General features: G+C 53.1%; 18 protein-coding genes and 1 pseudogene. 16 read left to right on the top strand and 3 right to left on the bottom strand.

The features are described 5' to 3' along the window. Positions 1-18 precede the first annotated feature (18 nt). The 5 genes from B5G04_RS09410 to B5G04_RS09395 all read left to right on the top strand — a co-directional run bounded on the left by B5G04_RS09410 (position 19) and on the right by B5G04_RS09395 (position 3063). Positions 19-483 (top strand): hypothetical protein, encoded by a 465-nt coding sequence (locus B5G04_RS09410; RefSeq protein WP_204245626.1) that lies wholly within the window; start codon positions 19-21, stop codon positions 481-483. A 196-nt stretch (positions 484-679) separates the two neighbouring features. Beyond that, positions 680-1306 carry an RteC domain-containing protein gene (locus B5G04_RS09405; RefSeq protein ID WP_087247959.1) on the top strand — a complete coding sequence of 209 codons (627 nt, stop codon included), beginning with the start codon at positions 680-682 and terminating at the stop codon, positions 1304-1306. A 98-nt stretch (positions 1307-1404) separates the two neighbouring features. After that, positions 1405-1575: a hypothetical protein gene (locus tag B5G04_RS20210; protein ID WP_164496631.1), complete on the top strand. Its 171-nt coding sequence runs from the start codon at positions 1405-1407 to the stop codon at positions 1573-1575. A gap of 6 nt (positions 1576-1581) precedes the next feature. Then, on the top strand, positions 1582-2187 hold the full coding sequence (locus B5G04_RS09400; RefSeq protein ID WP_087247961.1) for a GNAT family N-acetyltransferase: 606 nt from the start codon (positions 1582-1584) through the stop codon (positions 2185-2187). 108 nt (positions 2188-2295) lie between these two features. After that, a complete protein-coding gene (locus tag B5G04_RS09395) occupies positions 2296-3063 on the top strand; it encodes a hypothetical protein (RefSeq protein WP_087247963.1) in 768 nt (255 codons plus the stop codon). 34 nt (positions 3064-3097) lie between these two features. On the opposite strand, the gene mobC is transcribed toward B5G04_RS09395, so the two are convergent. The 3 genes from mobC to mobA all read right to left on the bottom strand — a co-directional run bounded on the left by mobC (position 3098) and on the right by mobA (position 6909). Then, entirely contained in the window at positions 3098-5107 is a 2010-nt protein-coding gene (mobC, locus tag B5G04_RS09390; protein ID WP_087247964.1) for a conjugal transfer protein MobC, read from the bottom strand. A gap of 150 nt (positions 5108-5257) precedes the next feature. Beyond that, positions 5258-6505 carry a conjugal transfer protein MobB gene (gene mobB, locus B5G04_RS09385; RefSeq protein WP_087247966.1) on the bottom strand — a complete coding sequence of 416 codons (1248 nt, stop codon included), beginning with the start codon at positions 6503-6505 and terminating at the stop codon, positions 5258-5260. After that, entirely contained in the window at positions 6484-6909 is a 426-nt protein-coding gene (gene mobA, locus B5G04_RS09380) for a conjugal transfer protein MobA (protein WP_087247968.1), read from the bottom strand. The genes mobB and mobA overlap by 22 nt, the downstream gene beginning before the upstream one ends. A 441-nt stretch (positions 6910-7350) precedes the next feature. Between mobA and B5G04_RS19795 the strand changes: the two genes are divergently transcribed. The 11 genes and pseudogenes from B5G04_RS19795 to B5G04_RS09330 all read left to right on the top strand — a co-directional run bounded on the left by B5G04_RS19795 (position 7351) and on the right by B5G04_RS09330 (position 14712). Beyond that, positions 7351-7509 carry a hypothetical protein gene (locus tag B5G04_RS19795; protein ID WP_158099872.1) on the top strand — a complete coding sequence of 53 codons (159 nt, stop codon included), beginning with the start codon at positions 7351-7353 and terminating at the stop codon, positions 7507-7509. Between the two features lie 127 nt (positions 7510-7636). Beyond that, entirely contained in the window at positions 7637-8410 is a 774-nt protein-coding gene (locus tag B5G04_RS09375; RefSeq protein ID WP_072541328.1) for a ParA family protein, read from the top strand. Further along, the gene (locus B5G04_RS09370; protein ID WP_072541327.1) at positions 8403-8813 is read left to right on the top strand and encodes a DUF3408 domain-containing protein; all 411 of its coding nucleotides are present in this window, start codon (positions 8403-8405) and stop codon (positions 8811-8813) included. The genes B5G04_RS09375 and B5G04_RS09370 overlap by 8 nt, the downstream gene beginning before the upstream one ends. Before the next feature lie 20 nt (positions 8814-8833). Continuing rightward, entirely contained in the window at positions 8834-9136 is a 303-nt protein-coding gene (locus B5G04_RS09365; RefSeq protein WP_072541326.1) for a DUF3408 domain-containing protein, read from the top strand. A 17-nt stretch (positions 9137-9153) separates the two neighbouring features. Next, the gene (locus B5G04_RS09360; RefSeq protein WP_072541325.1) at positions 9154-9450 is read left to right on the top strand and encodes a DUF3408 domain-containing protein; all 297 of its coding nucleotides are present in this window, start codon (positions 9154-9156) and stop codon (positions 9448-9450) included. After that, positions 9444-10160, top strand: a complete 717-nt coding sequence (locus tag B5G04_RS09355) for a conjugal transfer protein TraD (protein WP_072541324.1) — start codon at positions 9444-9446, stop codon at positions 10158-10160. The genes B5G04_RS09360 and B5G04_RS09355 overlap by 7 nt, the downstream gene beginning before the upstream one ends. Positions 10161-10331: 171 nt before the next feature. Then, positions 10332-10643 (top strand): DUF4134 domain-containing protein, encoded by a 312-nt coding sequence (locus B5G04_RS09350; RefSeq protein WP_072541323.1) that lies wholly within the window; start codon positions 10332-10334, stop codon positions 10641-10643. A 42-nt stretch (positions 10644-10685) separates the two neighbouring features. Then, entirely contained in the window at positions 10686-11018 is a 333-nt protein-coding gene (locus B5G04_RS09345; RefSeq protein WP_071148924.1) for a DUF4133 domain-containing protein, read from the top strand. Continuing rightward, positions 11015-13525, top strand: a pseudogene (locus tag B5G04_RS09340) (TraG family conjugative transposon ATPase). The gene B5G04_RS09345 and the pseudogene B5G04_RS09340 overlap by 4 nt, the downstream one beginning before the upstream one ends. Positions 13526-13623: 98 nt before the next feature. Further along, entirely contained in the window at positions 13624-14037 is a 414-nt protein-coding gene (locus tag B5G04_RS09335) for a DUF3876 domain-containing protein (RefSeq protein WP_087247974.1), read from the top strand. 36 nt (positions 14038-14073) lie between these two features. Next, positions 14074-14712: a DUF4141 domain-containing protein gene (locus B5G04_RS09330; RefSeq protein WP_087247976.1), complete on the top strand. Its 639-nt coding sequence runs from the start codon at positions 14074-14076 to the stop codon at positions 14710-14712. Position 14713 lies beyond the last annotated feature (1 nt).

Genomic DNA, 14713 nt, shown 5'->3' with positions numbered 1-14713 from the left:
CCACTAAAAAAGAGACCGATGGGAAAAGTCATATTATTCGCCGTCCTCACGATGGACGGATGCCTTGCGGACAGTTCAGGGAAAGCGCAGCAATGGCTTGCCAAAACCGACACGCCGGACAGATTCGGCATTGTCGGAATGAAAGAAACCGCCCGTCCGCTCTCCGAATACACTTCCCTTACCACGTTGGTGCTTGACAAGTCCGACACCACCTGTTTCATAGAAGCCAACACCGCTACCGCAAGCATCATCAACGGCATGGCAAGGATGCACCTGCTGGACAAAATCATCCTCTGCACGATACCCGTCATTGCCGGGAACGGCTGCCGCCTGTTCCTTGGAGATTTGCCTGAAAGCGAATGGATGCGGGACGAGACAAAGACATACAAGGACGGTTCGCTGAAAGCCGTGTACCGCAAGAATGAGGGTGCGACTGTTCAGAAAGTGAACACCTCCCTGCTCAAAAGAGTGTTCAGATTATGAACACGTGTTCAATATCTGAACACTTCCGAAAGGCTGAATTTGGGTATTCCAATTTATTTTTATCAAATATGTCTGCTGTTTACCAGCAACTTGCAAAACAAACCGCAAAAAATTCCATCCGTTGGACTGCCGTTTGCCCGATAGTTTTATGTGCGCACACTTCAATCCAAGTGTAACAACATAAAACTGAAAGCAAATGGAACATCTCATATTGACAGAAACGGAGTTCTTCCGCCTGATAGACAACCCTGACAGCCGCAACGGGCTGAGTGCGGCATACGACGAGTTCGTGGCAACGGTCATTTCGCTCTGCACGGGAGCCGCAACCCCCTGCCATCCGCTGCCCGCGTTGAGCTATGCGGAAACGGAACTGCAATACCACAAAGCCCTGCAAGATACGGGAACCCACCACAGCGTGTACGTGCGCAAAGCCCTCGCCTTCGTGCGCAAGATGCTGAAGCACATTTCCATGCCACACAGCCAAGTGCCGCCACTATCCTCCATCCCCTCCAAAGATGAAAAGAAAGACGATACGCCTGCCGATGCCCCGCCCATGCGGTGGACGGGCAAGGCTTCCGACCTCGTGGAACTTATCTATGGCGTCAGCGAGATGCGCTGCATCAACGGTGGAGAGGCTTCGCTCAAGGAGATTGCCGCCTACTTCTACAAGGTGTTCGGCGTGCAGGCGAAAGGCTGCTACAACATCTTTGGCGACATCAAGATGCGCAAGAACGAGAGCCGCACCTATTTCCTTGACCGCGCCGCGGAGAAGGTGAACAAGCGGATGCTGTTGGACGAGGAACGGGAGCGGATGAGGAGATGAAAAGGCTTTTCGCCCCACATAACGCAATATACGTGAATATGTTAGGTTTTCTCGCGGAAAAGCCGTACCTTTGCAGGGAAATCAAAAGACTATATATTATGGCAATAGAAATCAAACCCATCCCGGTGCTTCGCGGCAAAGCTGCGGCACGTTTCGTGGAGGAAGCCGACCGCAACGCAAAAGAAAGGCGCGGTTCCATAGACTTCACGAAGCAGGTGGCGAAAATGCGCTCCATTCTGAAGCGTTCCAAACTGTATCGGGAGGGATAGTACGGTATGTTGGAGCGTTGCGAGTTCTGCGAACTGAATGAGGAGGTGCTGCGTGAGTGCGGCGGTTTCTCATGCGAGGACAAGGACATAACCGAGTTCTTCACGAAAGAGTATGCTGATTACGCTTACCAGCTTCTCGGCAAGTCCTATTGTTTCGTGGAACAAGAGGAACGGCGCATCGTCGGAGCTTTCACCGTAGCCAATTCGAGCATCCGTGCCGACCTGCTCCCGAACAGCCGCCGCAACAAGCTCAACCGCAACATACCCAACGAGAAACGCCGCCCGCAATACCCTGCGGTGCTGGTAGGACAGCTTGCCGTCAGCGAGGACTACAAAGGACTCCACGTGGGCGACGAGTTGCTGGATGCCATCAAGTCGTGGTTCATCGAGCCGCTGAACAAGACGGGATGCCGTTATGTAGTGGTGGACGCACTGAACCGTCCCAAGGTCTTTGACTTTTACCTGCGCAACGGCTTCAAGTTCCTGTTCGCCACGGAGGAAGAGGAATGGACGTTCCTGCACGGCAGGCGGACGGCGAAAGAGGGAACAGCCATGCAGCCCATGCACACCCGGCTGATGTATTTCGACCTGATACTCCTGCGTACCGAATAGCAAGACAAAAGCAACAGACAATAAGCCTCCCATAAAAGTTGAAGATAACTAACTTTTTGGGGGCATTTTTCATTTATGATGATATTTATATTAAAATGATATATAGCTATGGCAACGGAAATTTACCAACAAGAAGAAGAAGATAAATCGTTAATAGCAAATTCTATGGACGAGGTAGAAAATGTTAGTTTTCGTGAATGTATGGTTTCTTTTCATACAAAATCCATATATAATGTTTTATCAGAAATGGTTCGTCATTATTTAGGCTTTGTAACATCATATGATTCTAATTATATTATGCAAAAAGCCAAGGAGTTTGCTAATCAAAATTTTGATTCATTTGCTCACAAAGAAATTCCTACGTGCTTTACTGAAATTTTGGAAAAACCTATGAAAAAGAAGGAGCAAATTAAATTACTAAAGGGAGCAAATCTTACATATGACCAATTAGGGGCACTTTTTGCACAAGCTGAAAATAAAGGATATAGTTTTAGCCATTATCACTATCAAGGAGCCCCGTCATCTGTAAATAAAGATGAACTTCCTAAATTTATTCATGTTAAAGAAGATGGTACAGTGGAATATTATGGAAAAACAACTTTAACTGAAGGGCAGATGAAACAAGTTGTAGAACAAGCCGACGTATTGATTGCAAGAATATTAGACAATGATGAACATTGGCATTGTTTCTTGCAAACATTTAAAGGACTTAAAGGACAAGAGGCGGGGCTACAAGGGAGTCAGCCACACTTACATTATATTTCAGACTCATTTGGAATTTCTCGTAACTCATTAGTAGAAATGTTGAGAAAAGGAGAATATCCATCGACGCCTGTCCACATACCTCTTAAAGAAAATGAGGAAAAGGTTGAATAATATTTTACCTTTTCCTCTTTTCGCCTGTGGTGTATTACTTGTTCTGCAACAGATGTTGTAGTTCGGGGTCGGACTGGATGCGCTGCAACTCGTCGGCGACAATCTGCCGCACCTCGGCACGGATGCGGTTGTAGTTCTCCTGAATCATCTCCTTCATGCGGTCGTTGCCGTCGGCATCGGTAAAGTCCGTGATGACGGGGATGGGCTTGTAAGCCTGTTCCTCGCGCTTCACCTTTTCGGCATCCACCACTATCTCGCAATGAAAAATCTTCTGCTCGATGCGCTCATTGAAGTTGTCCGCCACCGCACCGACGAACATACCCTGCGTGAGCGTGGAAATCTTGCTTGCCGGGATAAGGCTCTCCATCTGCGTGTTGATAGAGGTGGACTTGTCCTCGCGGTTGATGGTGATGCTCTGACGTTTCTGCAAGATTTTGCCGAAACGCTCCGAAAGGGTCTTGGCGGTCTCGCCCACCACCTGACCAGAGAAGATGTTGCCCACCGTGTTCATCACTACGGCGGCTTCCTTGTCGCCGTAGTCGCGCTTGAGCTGCGAGAAGTCCTGAAAACCGAGGCAGACAGCCACCTTGTTGCTTCGGGCGGTGGCGATAAGGTTGTCCAGCCCCTTGAAGTAAATGGTGGGCAGCTCGTCAATAATCACTGCCGACTTCAGCTTGCCCTTCTTGTTGATGAGCTTCACGATGCGCGAATTGTACAAGCCCAATGCCGCACCGTAGATGTTCTGTCGGTCGGGATTGTTGCCGACACAGAGTATCTTCGGCTCGTCGGGATTGTTGATGTCAAGGGTAAACTCGCTGTCGGACATGACCCAATAGAGCTGCGGGGAAATCATGCGGGATAGCGGTATCTTCGCCGACGCTATCTGTCCGGCAAGCTGTTCCATCGCACCGCCCTGCCATGCGTCCATGAACGGGGAAAGGTAGTTCTCCAGTTCGGGATAGCTGGTGAGAATAGGAAACACGTCCTCGTAACGGCGGTTCAAGAGTTCGATGGCATGGGGAAAGGTGCAATACTTGCCATCCTTGTAGATGCGCAAAAACCATATCACGGCGGCAAACAGGATAATCGGAGACTCCACAAAGAAGTCGCCCTGTTTTTGCACCCAAGTTTTGTTCAAATTGAGCATTATCGTGTAGGCACTCTCGTAGGCATCGGTGATGTCCTCCATGAAATCGGGGTGAATGGGATTGCAGCGGTGCGAGCGGCGCGGGTCGTCGAAGTTTATCACGTAGAACTTCGGCTTGACCTTGTACCCCTCCGGGTGGTTCATCAGGTGGTTGTAGGCAATAGTCGATAAGTCGCTGAATTTGAAATCATAGATATACATTGAATAACCTTTCTCAATCTGTTGTTTGATAAAACTGTTTACCACGGCATACGACTTTCCGCTGCCCGGCGTGCCCAGTACGATGGACGCACGGAACGGGTTTACTACGTTGATATATCCGTTGTTCCACTTCTTCCTGTAATAGAAGCGTGTGGGCAGGTTCACTGAATACTCGTTCTCGATGAGCCGCGTTTCCTGCTGGAAACTCTCGTTCTCCACGTTGAACACGTCTTCCATAAGGTTGGTGCGCAGAAGGCGGCTCATCCATGTGCCGGACATCAGCAGGCAGACATAGCCCGCCGCAACGGTGGCGGTGTACAATGCCGCGTTTGCCTCTACGGGCAACGGCAGGGACAATATCCACCAGTTCAGAAAAAACAGCACCAGCCCTGCTGCAAGCACCGTCCAAATCCTTGCCCACGTGATTTTTTCCTCCTTGACCCCCTTCGTGCCCAGACACGAGAGTGCCAGCAGCACCAACGCAAAAAGTTTCGTATAAAGGATGGAGCGGAACAATCCTGCGGTGCGGTCGAAGTTCAACAGTACCCTGTCCACCACGCCGATGTCGATGCCCCACAGCCTTACGGCTTCGTAACAATACCAATAAAGGTGGATGACCACCAGTAAAATGCTTACGGCACGCAGAAAATCCATGATTTTCGCCAATGCCCTCAAATCGTCTTCCTGTTGTGACATAAATCTGTTTCTGTTTTTAAGTTGAACAATATCTCCGCAAGGCACGGTACGGAGGTGAGCATACATCACCCCGGACTTCATGGTACATGAGGCCGGACTTGATGTAGGATGAAGTCCGACCTCATCCCCTATGCCCTGCGAAGGGATAAATTACAGCCCCAAACCCTTGCGGCGTTTCTTCTTCCTGCGTTTAAGGTCACGCTCGAAGGCGGCTTCCTGGGCCTGTGCGCCCGACGCATCGCCACCGAGCAGCCCCAAGCCGGTGGAGTGCCCCTCGTCGTGTTCCTCATAGGAACGGATGTCTGCCTGTGGCGTGTCCTCCGTAATGGTGAACGGTATCGGCGGAGTGCCGGCATACGGCAGGGTGAAATGCTCCTGCAAGGCGTTGGCAGAAAACTCCCTGCCCAAGCGCGAGCCGTTCAGCACGCAGCCCGTGCGGTGGTCGATGAAGGTCGCCCCGTAGATGCGCCCCTCGTCCGTGTGGCGGAACACCACATCCACACCCTTTGCGCGAAGCAGGTCGATGAACTCCTCCTTACGGTAGGTCTGGGCGAGCGCAGCGGCGACGGTCTTGCGTGTCCTGTCCGCCAGACGCTTGTCGCGGATCTGCCCTTTGGAAAATTCAAACCTGCGCAGCACAGCTTCATAGCCGACGGACTTCCCGATACGGGATGCCTTGAAAGGATTGCCAACCTTGTTCCCGGCATCGTCGGTGGCAGCATAGACCAGCCCGTGATACTCGCGCCCGTCCACGTTGCCACGGGCTTCCTCCACCGTGACGTTGTAGAGGGAGAGCAGGGCGCGGTATTCGCCCATCGTCCGGAACTTGTAGGTCGCCATGACCGCCTTGGCGGTGTTCGCCACCTGACGCTTCACGTCGCCCTGCGAAACGTCCACTTTCCGCAAGGGGTTGTCATGGCGGTGCTGCCTGCGGTCGGCGGGGTGCAGGCCGTACTTGCGTTCCAGTTCACGGGTAATCTCCCGGCTCCTGCGGAAGTTGTAGCGGTCGCTGATGCACCTGCCGTTATCATCCACGCGGATGGTCACGATGTGCAGGTGGTGGCGGTCGATGTCCTCGTGTTTATAGATGATGTACGGCTGTTCGCCGAACCCCATCCGTTCCATGTACTCACGCGCAATGCCCTCCAGTTCCATGTCCGTCAGGCGGTCGTCGGGATGCGGATTGAGCGATACGTGCATGACGGGCTTCTCCGTCCTCACGTGGGGCGAGAGGTAGCGCGAAAAGTCCTGCATGGCGCGGCTGATGTCCATCCTGCCGGAACAGCCGTCGAAGATTTTGTTCGTGCCGAGCAGTTTGCCCTGTTCCTTGTTAATCTTCTCCCCGTTGTACGCCAATGCCCCGAACAACGATTTCCCTAAACTGATTTTTGCGACCATCGTTCCTCGAACTCCTTTGTCAGTTCCACGATTTGGCGGATCAATGCCGCCAGTTCCTTCGTGCATCGCTCCAGCCGGTAGAGCAATGCCATCGCCTTTTTCTCGGAGAAATGGCAGCGCAGCTCCTTGACGGCCTGGTTGTAGTTGTTGCCTATCATGCGGTACTGCGCATGGAAGGAGGACAGCTTGGCGTAGTATTCCACCAGCGTCCTGTCCTCCCGGAACACACGGAACTCCCCGCCGAAGATGCGTGCCTTGGCGAACACCGCCTTTGCCTTCACCTCCGTCTGTTCGTACATGGCGAGGAACCTGAGCCATTCCTCGTCGTTGAAACGCAGCATCACATGGTGCGTTTTCTTTTCCAACTTGGGGTGTCTTCCCCCTTTCTTACGTTCTCTGTTCATTATTACTATGGATTTAGTGGTTTCACGGCATAAGCGCAGCTTCCGGCACACGTGCCGCAGGTAGGAAACAGGCTTCCCGACTTCGGAGAGGAAGCCCCCTTCCCCTTTCAGGGGCAAGGCTTGCGGGAGTAACCCGCAAGGTTTCGGGTAACTCGAAACATACCTTGCTGTGTCTTAGAGGACACAAAAATCCGTAGCAGACGGATTGGGGATATACCTGTTATAACAATCCCATAAAGGTATCGGTCGCCCGATACCCTCCGGCTGCCCAAAAGAAGGACGGAGCCGGGGGCTGCGGTACGCGCCGGGAGCATTGCCCTGCCGCTTGGGTACAAAGGTAGGGCGTTTAAGCCCTTGAAAACGTGACAAGAACGAAGCCACTCCCTACCACTTGCTGCCAGAAGCTGCCACCAAACTCCAAAACGATACGGATATGGAAAAATGCCCTTTACTTTGCAGGCAGAAAGGTCGGCAAGCCTGCCTATTTCCGTACAGGCATATCCGCAAATGTGCAAATCCTTGCACCTGTCTGCCCTCCTGCCTGTGTGCCTGCCTGCCGGCACGCAAGCGTACAGGCGGAAACGCAAGCAGGCACATTAGATTGCAAGCAAGCGAGTAACCTCATGAGCATACAAGCAAAGCCGCAAATGTGCAAATGAACAAGTCTGCGAAATGGCATATATGCCGACCTGCAATAAACCGATGTCTAACAATTAAAAAAAGAAGAATGAAAAAAGAACCTTTGTTCATCGCCTTCTCCACCCAGAAGGGAGGAGCCGGCAAAACGACACTCACCGTACTGATGGCGAGTTACCTGTATTACGTGAAAGGGTACGACGTGGTAGTCGTGGACTGCGACTTTCCCCAGTTCAGCATTAAGGACATGCGCGAGCGTGACCTGAAGAACATCGAGCGCAACCCGTACCTGCGCAAGCTGGCATATGACCAGTTCAAGCGCATCGGCAAACGTGCCTACCCGATTGTGGGCAGCCGACCCGACAATGCGATAGAAACGGTCAAGCCCTTCATTGAGTCGGCGACACCGCCCGATTTCATCTTTTTCGACCTGACGGGTACGGTGAACAACCTCGGATTAATCAAGACGGTGGCGACCATGGATTACATTTTCTGTCCTATAGCCGCCGACCGATTCATCATGGAAAGTTCGCTGAAGTATGCAAGCATTATCAATGACACGCTGATCACCACTGGCAAGTCGAACATCAAAGGTATCCGACTGTTGTGGAATATGGTGGACAAACGCGAGAAAACCGACCTGTACGACATCTATGACAAAGTGATTGCCGGGATGGGGTTGGAAACGCTGAAGACAAGCCTGCCGGACAGCAAGCGTTTCCGCAAGGAAGGTTCGGAAGAAGGCGACCGCCCGTTTTTCCGTTCCACGCTGCTGCCACCAGACAAAGCACTGGCGAAAGGTAGCGGCATCGATGACCTTGCGGAAGAAATACTCGGTATCGTAAAGCGCCCGACGCATGGCTAAAAAACTTGATGTCGATATTGATCCCGGCAAGTTTCTGGACTCGTTCCGTCCAGAAATGCCCACGTCCGCCGCCCCTGAAAATGCTGGAACGGATGAAAATGCCCCAGACAAGGTGACAAGACCAACGGAGAAACCGTCAATAAAGGCGAAAAAGGAAGAAACCATACAGGAAGAGGAATATATGGAACTCTTCCTACATGCGCCGAAAACTCCCATATGTTCAGGCAAGACTGCCTATATCCGTAAGAATTACCATGAGCGGATACAGCGCATCGTACAGGTCATCGGGAAAAACGGGATTTCGCTGTCAGTCTATGTGGACCGTGTGTTGGAACAACATTTCCGCGAGAAAGAGGAAGTGATACGCAGGCTCTACAAAAAGAATTATGAAGACGTTTATTAACATTAAAAGCAAAAATGACAATGGAAAGAAAAATAGACAAGAAAAAAAATTCAGGAACAGGTATCGCGCAAGATGCGAGTGAGGTGGAAAAAGTAAAAAACTACATCTATACATACCTGAAGAGTGCGGACTTTACCGCCCGCACATGTAAGACAGCTTATATCCGTGACGAACACCACGAGCGGATACAACATATTGTCCATATTATCGGGAAGAACAAGATTACGTTATCCGGTTACATAGACAATGTACTGGCAGAGCATTTCGCAAGCCACAAGGATGAGATGACCAAACTGTATGAATTAAGCAAACCGATTTTCTAACTCAAAAGAAAATAATCATGAAACTGAACATCAACATTTTCAGACGCAAGGGAAAGGAAGAAGCCTATGCGGGCAAGTACCTCAACGGGCGCAGGCCGGAAGGAACCGCACAGAAGGCGGTGTACATCAGCCGCGAGAACCATGAAGCCGTCAAGCGGATCGTAGGCATGGCGGGAGGGCAAGGGACAACCATATCCGGTTACATAGACAGCATTGTCACCGAACACCTTGAACAGCACAGGGCTGAACTGGAAACCCTGCATGGGAAGAAGAGCCACGGGATGGTCGAACAGATAACGATAAGCCGATGGTGACGTTCCTGATTGTCCTGATGATGATGTGCAACCTGTGGATACTTTTCTATCTGACATGGGAGCAGCAGGAACGGCAGAAGGCCGGCAGTCAAGAAAACACAGACCGGAAACGGCAGGAACCGCCGCCCGATGTCGTGGGCAGGAGCAAGTTCAAAATATCGGACTGGATTGGGACAGAAAAGGACACCACAGTGCCGGAAGCTGCCACTTCCGTGGAAGCCGAGGCGGTGGAAGAAAAGGACGTTACCTTTGCCGATGAAACGGATACCGACGGAGGACAAGCACCGGAAAACAAGCCGTCACGCCAAGTGCCCGATGACGAACTTGATGAAACATTCAGCGACAGCCGCGTGTCGGACATGGCAGAATATGACGGGAATGAGGATTACGATGGCGAACCCCATGAGGCAAGCGGCTTCACCTTCGAGGACATCGACCTTGCCATGCGGACGGTAAAGAAACCGGCAGCCACAATGGAGGAACGCCGCCACGCCGGGATGGTGTTCTGCGACATGAAGGGTAACGAGCTGTTCGCGATGATAGAAAAGAGTTCGGAAGCGACCCGCAGGAAACTGAACGAACTGATGGACTTCTATATGGACAGCGTTTCCGCCACCATACGGAAGGAACCGACCCCGACGGCGGTACGGACTACAGTCCCAAACGTGCCGGACAATATTGAGGATTTCAATATCCGTGATTTTGTATAACAAGTAAAACGAAACAATGATGCGAAAAAAGAAAATCGACTACGGCTAAACCCCGGCTTGCCACCGAACCACTAAATCCACAAGCCGGCTTCATCCAAAGCCGCAAGAAGTAAAACAAGTATCAACCGCCAAAGGGACTATCCAACCCGGAGGCACAAAAAAGAAACGATTATGACAAAGACATTGAAGAAAAAACAAATCATTCTCGCAGCCCTTCTGCTGGCTGCAAACATCTCAGCGTCCGCACAAGGCAACGGTATGGCGGGCATCACCGAAGCCACCAGCATGGTCACTTCATACTTTGACCCGGCGACGAAACTCATCTACGCCATCGGCGCTGTCGTCGGGCTTATCGGGGGCATCAAGGTATATGGCAAGTTCAGCGCCGGCGACCCCGACACCTCGAAGACCGCAGCAAGCTGGTTCGGGGCGTGCATCTTCCTGATTGTGAGCGCGACGATTCTCCGTTCGTTCTTCCTTTAATAAACGGGCATACCTATACATATATAATAAGGTATAAGGACAATGGCTGAATACCCTATCAACAAGGGCATAGGCCGTCCGGTGGAGTTCAAGGGACTGAAGGCGCAATATCTGTTCATCTTCGCAGGCGGACTGCTTGCCGCCTTCATCCTCTTTGTCATCCTGTACATGGCAGGCGCGGGACAGTGGCTCTGCATCGGCTTCGGTGTGGTGTCGGCTTCCGCCACCGTCTGGCTCACGTTCCGCCTGAACGCCAAGTACGGCGAACACGGGCTGATGAAGCTGGGCGCGGCACGGATGCGCCCCCGCCATGTGCTCCACCGCAGACGGGTGTCCAATCTGTTAAGACGAAAAAAGAAAGGAAGAAACGTATGAGAAATGTAATGAAAGCCACCACGCTGGAAAGCCGCTTCCCGTTGCTCTCGGTGGAGCACGGCTGCATCGTCTCGAAGGACGCGGACATTACCGCCGCCTTCGAGGTGGAACTGCCGGAGGTCTATACCGTCACGGCGGAGGAGTACGAGGCCATCCATGCCACGTGGTGCAAGGCGATAAAGGTGCTGCCCGACTACTCGGTGCTGCACAAGCAGGACTGGTACGTGAAGGAGCGGTACCGCCCCGACACAGGCAGGGAAGGCATGGGCTTCCTCGCCCGCAGCTACGAGATGCACTTCAACGAAAGACCTTTCCTCCATCACAAGTGCTACCTGTTCCTGACCAAGACGACGAAGGAGCGCATGAGGCAGCAGAGCAACTGGAACACCCTGTGCCGGGGGCACATCGTGCCGAAGGAGATGCAGGACAAGGAAACGGCGGTGAAGTTCATCGAGGCGGTGGAACAGTTCGCGCGTATAATGAACGATTCGGGGCATGTCAGGCTGCGCCGGCTCTCCGATGGCGAAATCATCGGCACGGAGAAGGAAACTGGAGTCATAGGCAGGTACTTCGCGCTCTCGCCGGGCAATGTGGACTGTCTGGAGGACATGGAAATGACGGCGGGGGAGATGCGCATCGGCGACAACCGGCTGTGCCTGCACACCCTGTCGGACACAGAAGACCTGCCCGCTGCGGTGGCGACGGACTGCCGTTACGAACGGCTCTCCACCGACCGCTCGGACTGCCGCCTGTCGTTCGCCGCTCCCGTGGGTCTGCTGCTTCCCTGCAACCATATCTACAACCAGTACGTTTTCATCGGCAACAGCGACGAGGAACTGCGCCGCTTCGAGAAAACGGCGAGGAACATGCAGTCGCTCTCGCGGTACAGCCGCCAGAACACCATCAACCGCGAGTGGATCGAGGAATACCTGAACGAAGCGCACTCGCAGGGACTGAAGTCCGTCCGCGCCCACTTCAACGTGATGGCGTGGAGCGACGACGCGGAGGAGCTGAAACGCATCAAGAACGATGTAGGCAGCCAGTTGGCTTCAATGGGCTGCGTGCCGCGCCACAACACGACGGACTGCCCGACGCTGTTCTGGGCGGGCATCCCCGGCAACGCAGCCGACTTCCCGGCGGAAGAAGCGTTCCACACGTTCATCGGGCAGGCGGTGTGCCTCTTCGCCGGCGAGACCAACTACAAGGACTCGCCCTCCGCCTTCGGCATCCGCATGGCGGACAGGATAAGCGGCAAGCCGCTGCACATCGACATCTCCGACCTGCCGATGAAGCGGGGCGTGACGACGAACCGAAACAAGTTCGTATTGGGCCCTTCGGGAAGCGGCAAGTCATTCTTCATGAACCACCTTGTCCGCCAATACTTTGAGCAAGGCTCCCATGTGGTGCTTGTCGATACGGGCAATTCCTACTAAGGGCTGTGCGAGATGATACACCGCAAGACCAAAGGAAAGGACGGCATCTACTTCACCTACACGGAGGAAAAGCCCATCTCGTTCAACCCGTTCTACACGGACGACGGGGTGTTCGACGTGGAGAAGAAGGACAGCATCAAGACGCTGCTGCTTACCCTGTGGAAAAGCGAGAACGAACCCGCCACGAAAACGGAGTCGGCGGAACTGGGCAGCGCGGTGAACGCCTACATCCTGAAAATCCAGCAGGACAGGAGCATCGTGCCGTCGTTCAACTCGTTCTACGAGTACATGCGGGACGTGTACCGCAAGGAGATGGAGGAACGCTACATCAAGGTGGCGAAGACGGACTTCAACATCGACAACTTCCTGACCACGCTCCGGCAGTATTACCGGGGCGGACGGTACGACTTCCTGCTCAACTCCACGGAGAACATCGACCTACTGCACAAGCGGTTCGTGGTCTTCGAAATTGATTCCGTGAAGGATAATGCCGAGCTTTTTCCGGTGGTCACGATTATCATCATGGAGGCCTTTATCAACAAAATGCGGCGGCTGAAAGGCGTCCGGAAACAGCTCATCGTGGAGGAGGCTTGGAAGGCCCTTTCTTCGGCGAACATGGCTGATTACCTGAGGTATATGTACAAGACAGTCAGAAAATACTTCGGCGAGGCGATTGTGGTGACGCAGGAGGTGGACGACATCATCTCGTCGCCTATCGTGAAGGAAAGCATCATCAACAACTCGGACTGCAAGATACTGCTCGACCAAAGAAAATTTATGAACCGCTTTGACCAGATACAGTCCCTCTTGGGGTTGACGGAAAAGGAGAAGTCGCAGATACTCTCCATCAACCAGTCCAACGACCCGTCAAGGCGGTACAAGGAGGTGTGGATAGGCTTGGGCGGCACGCAGTCGGCGGTGTACGCCACGGAGGTGTCCATGCACGAGTATCTTGCCTACACGACGGAGGAAACGGAGAAGATGGAAGTCCGCGAACTGGCGGAGAAGTTGGGCGGCGACATGGAAGCCGCCATACGGCAGATAGCGGAAAGGCGGAAAGAAGAAAAACAGTAACAACACAACGTCCTACCCCACACGGCGTATGAGCCTGCCTCCAACGGCGTATGAGGGAAGGACACATTTTTACCAACTAAAAAACAAGATTGAAGAAAATGAACATTGAACTGACAAAGACACAACGGCTGCTGCTTTGCGGCGGTCTGATTGGCTTGGCATCGCTGATGCTGCAAGCCTGCGAAACGGTAATGAAGGAAAACGAAGACGTCCGCGAGAAGATTTGCGGCAACTGGCAGAGTGCGGAGGCGGGACCCGACATACTGGTGTACAAGGAGGGTGAACACTACAAGGTGACGCTGTTCCGGCGGTCGGGCGTGCGCCGCAGGCTGAAGCCGGAAACCTACCTGCTCCAGCGGGAGGAGAACGGCAACCTCTACATGAACACGGGCTTCCGCATCGACGTGGCGTACAACGAGGAAACGGACGTGCTGACCTTCTCGCCGAACGGCGACTACATCCGGGTAAATATGGAGGACGCTTCGGACGGCGAAAAGAAGGAAGGACAATAAAAAACTAATGTACCACTAAATCCAACGTGAATGAGAATGAAACAGAAACTGAAAATGCCGCTGATAGCGGTCTGCCTGTGCCTCACGGGTGCGGGCACGGCAAACGCCCAGTGGGTGGTGTCCGACCCCGGCAACCTCGCCCAGAGCATCATCAACTCCGCCAAGGAGATGGTGGAGACGGCGGGCACGAAGGCGAACACCCTGAACGGCTTTCTGGAAACGCAAAAGATTTTCCAGCAGGGAAAGAAGTATTACGACGCGCTGAAATCCGTGCATGACGTGGTGAAGGGCGGCGTGAAAGTATCGAAAAGCATAGGGCTGGTGATGGAAATCTCGGAGATATACGTGGACAACTACCAGCGTATGCTCTCGGACGAGAACTACACGCCGGAGGAGCTTGCCGCCATCTCGTCGGGCTACGCCATGCTGATAGACGAAAGCTCGGACGTGCTGCAAGACCTGAAGAACGTGGTGAACGTCACAGGGATGTCGCTCTCGGACGCGGAACGGCTGGCAATCATCGACAACGCCTACCGCAGCCTGATGAACTACCGCAACCTCGTGCGCTACTACACGGGCAAGACCATCTCGGTGAGCTACCTGCGGGCAAGAAAGAAGAACGACATGGACCGGGTGATGTCGCTGTACGGAACGGCTAACGAAAGGTACTGGTAGC

The organism is Bacteroides sp. An51A (assembly GCF_002161565.1).
Taxonomy (GTDB): domain Bacteria; phylum Bacteroidota; class Bacteroidia; order Bacteroidales; family Bacteroidaceae; genus Phocaeicola; species Phocaeicola intestinalis.
The sequence above is the reverse complement of the archived record's forward strand: the minus strand, read 5'-3'. Positions and strand labels throughout refer to the sequence as shown.

Coding starts and splice junctions, on each gene's coding strand:
- B5G04_RS09410 (WP_204245626.1), top strand. CDS start 19: ATGGGAAAAGTCATATTATTCGCCGTCCTCACGATGGACGGATGCCTT.
- B5G04_RS09405 (WP_087247959.1), top strand. CDS start 680: ATGGAACATCTCATATTGACAGAAACGGAGTTCTTCCGCCTGATAGAC.
- B5G04_RS20210 (WP_164496631.1), top strand. CDS start 1,405: ATGGCAATAGAAATCAAACCCATCCCGGTGCTTCGCGGCAAAGCTGCG.
- B5G04_RS09400 (WP_087247961.1), top strand. CDS start 1,582: ATGTTGGAGCGTTGCGAGTTCTGCGAACTGAATGAGGAGGTGCTGCGT.
- B5G04_RS09395 (WP_087247963.1), top strand. CDS start 2,296: ATGGCAACGGAAATTTACCAACAAGAAGAAGAAGATAAATCGTTAATA.
- mobC (WP_087247964.1), bottom strand. CDS start 5,107: ATGTCACAACAGGAAGACGATTTGAGGGCATTGGCGAAAATCATGGAT.
- mobB (WP_087247966.1), bottom strand. CDS start 6,505: ATGGTCGCAAAAATCAGTTTAGGGAAATCGTTGTTCGGGGCATTGGCG.
- mobA (WP_087247968.1), bottom strand. CDS start 6,909: ATGAACAGAGAACGTAAGAAAGGGGGAAGACACCCCAAGTTGGAAAAG.
- B5G04_RS19795 (WP_158099872.1), top strand. CDS start 7,351: ATGCCCTTTACTTTGCAGGCAGAAAGGTCGGCAAGCCTGCCTATTTCC.
- B5G04_RS09375 (WP_072541328.1), top strand. CDS start 7,637: ATGAAAAAAGAACCTTTGTTCATCGCCTTCTCCACCCAGAAGGGAGGA.
- B5G04_RS09370 (WP_072541327.1), top strand. CDS start 8,403: ATGGCTAAAAAACTTGATGTCGATATTGATCCCGGCAAGTTTCTGGAC.
- B5G04_RS09365 (WP_072541326.1), top strand. CDS start 8,834: ATGGAAAGAAAAATAGACAAGAAAAAAAATTCAGGAACAGGTATCGCG.
- B5G04_RS09360 (WP_072541325.1), top strand. CDS start 9,154: ATGAAACTGAACATCAACATTTTCAGACGCAAGGGAAAGGAAGAAGCC.
- B5G04_RS09355 (WP_072541324.1), top strand. CDS start 9,444: ATGGTGACGTTCCTGATTGTCCTGATGATGATGTGCAACCTGTGGATA.
- B5G04_RS09350 (WP_072541323.1), top strand. CDS start 10,332: ATGACAAAGACATTGAAGAAAAAACAAATCATTCTCGCAGCCCTTCTG.
- B5G04_RS09345 (WP_071148924.1), top strand. CDS start 10,686: ATGGCTGAATACCCTATCAACAAGGGCATAGGCCGTCCGGTGGAGTTC.
- B5G04_RS09335 (WP_087247974.1), top strand. CDS start 13,624: ATGAACATTGAACTGACAAAGACACAACGGCTGCTGCTTTGCGGCGGT.
- B5G04_RS09330 (WP_087247976.1), top strand. CDS start 14,074: ATGAAACAGAAACTGAAAATGCCGCTGATAGCGGTCTGCCTGTGCCTC.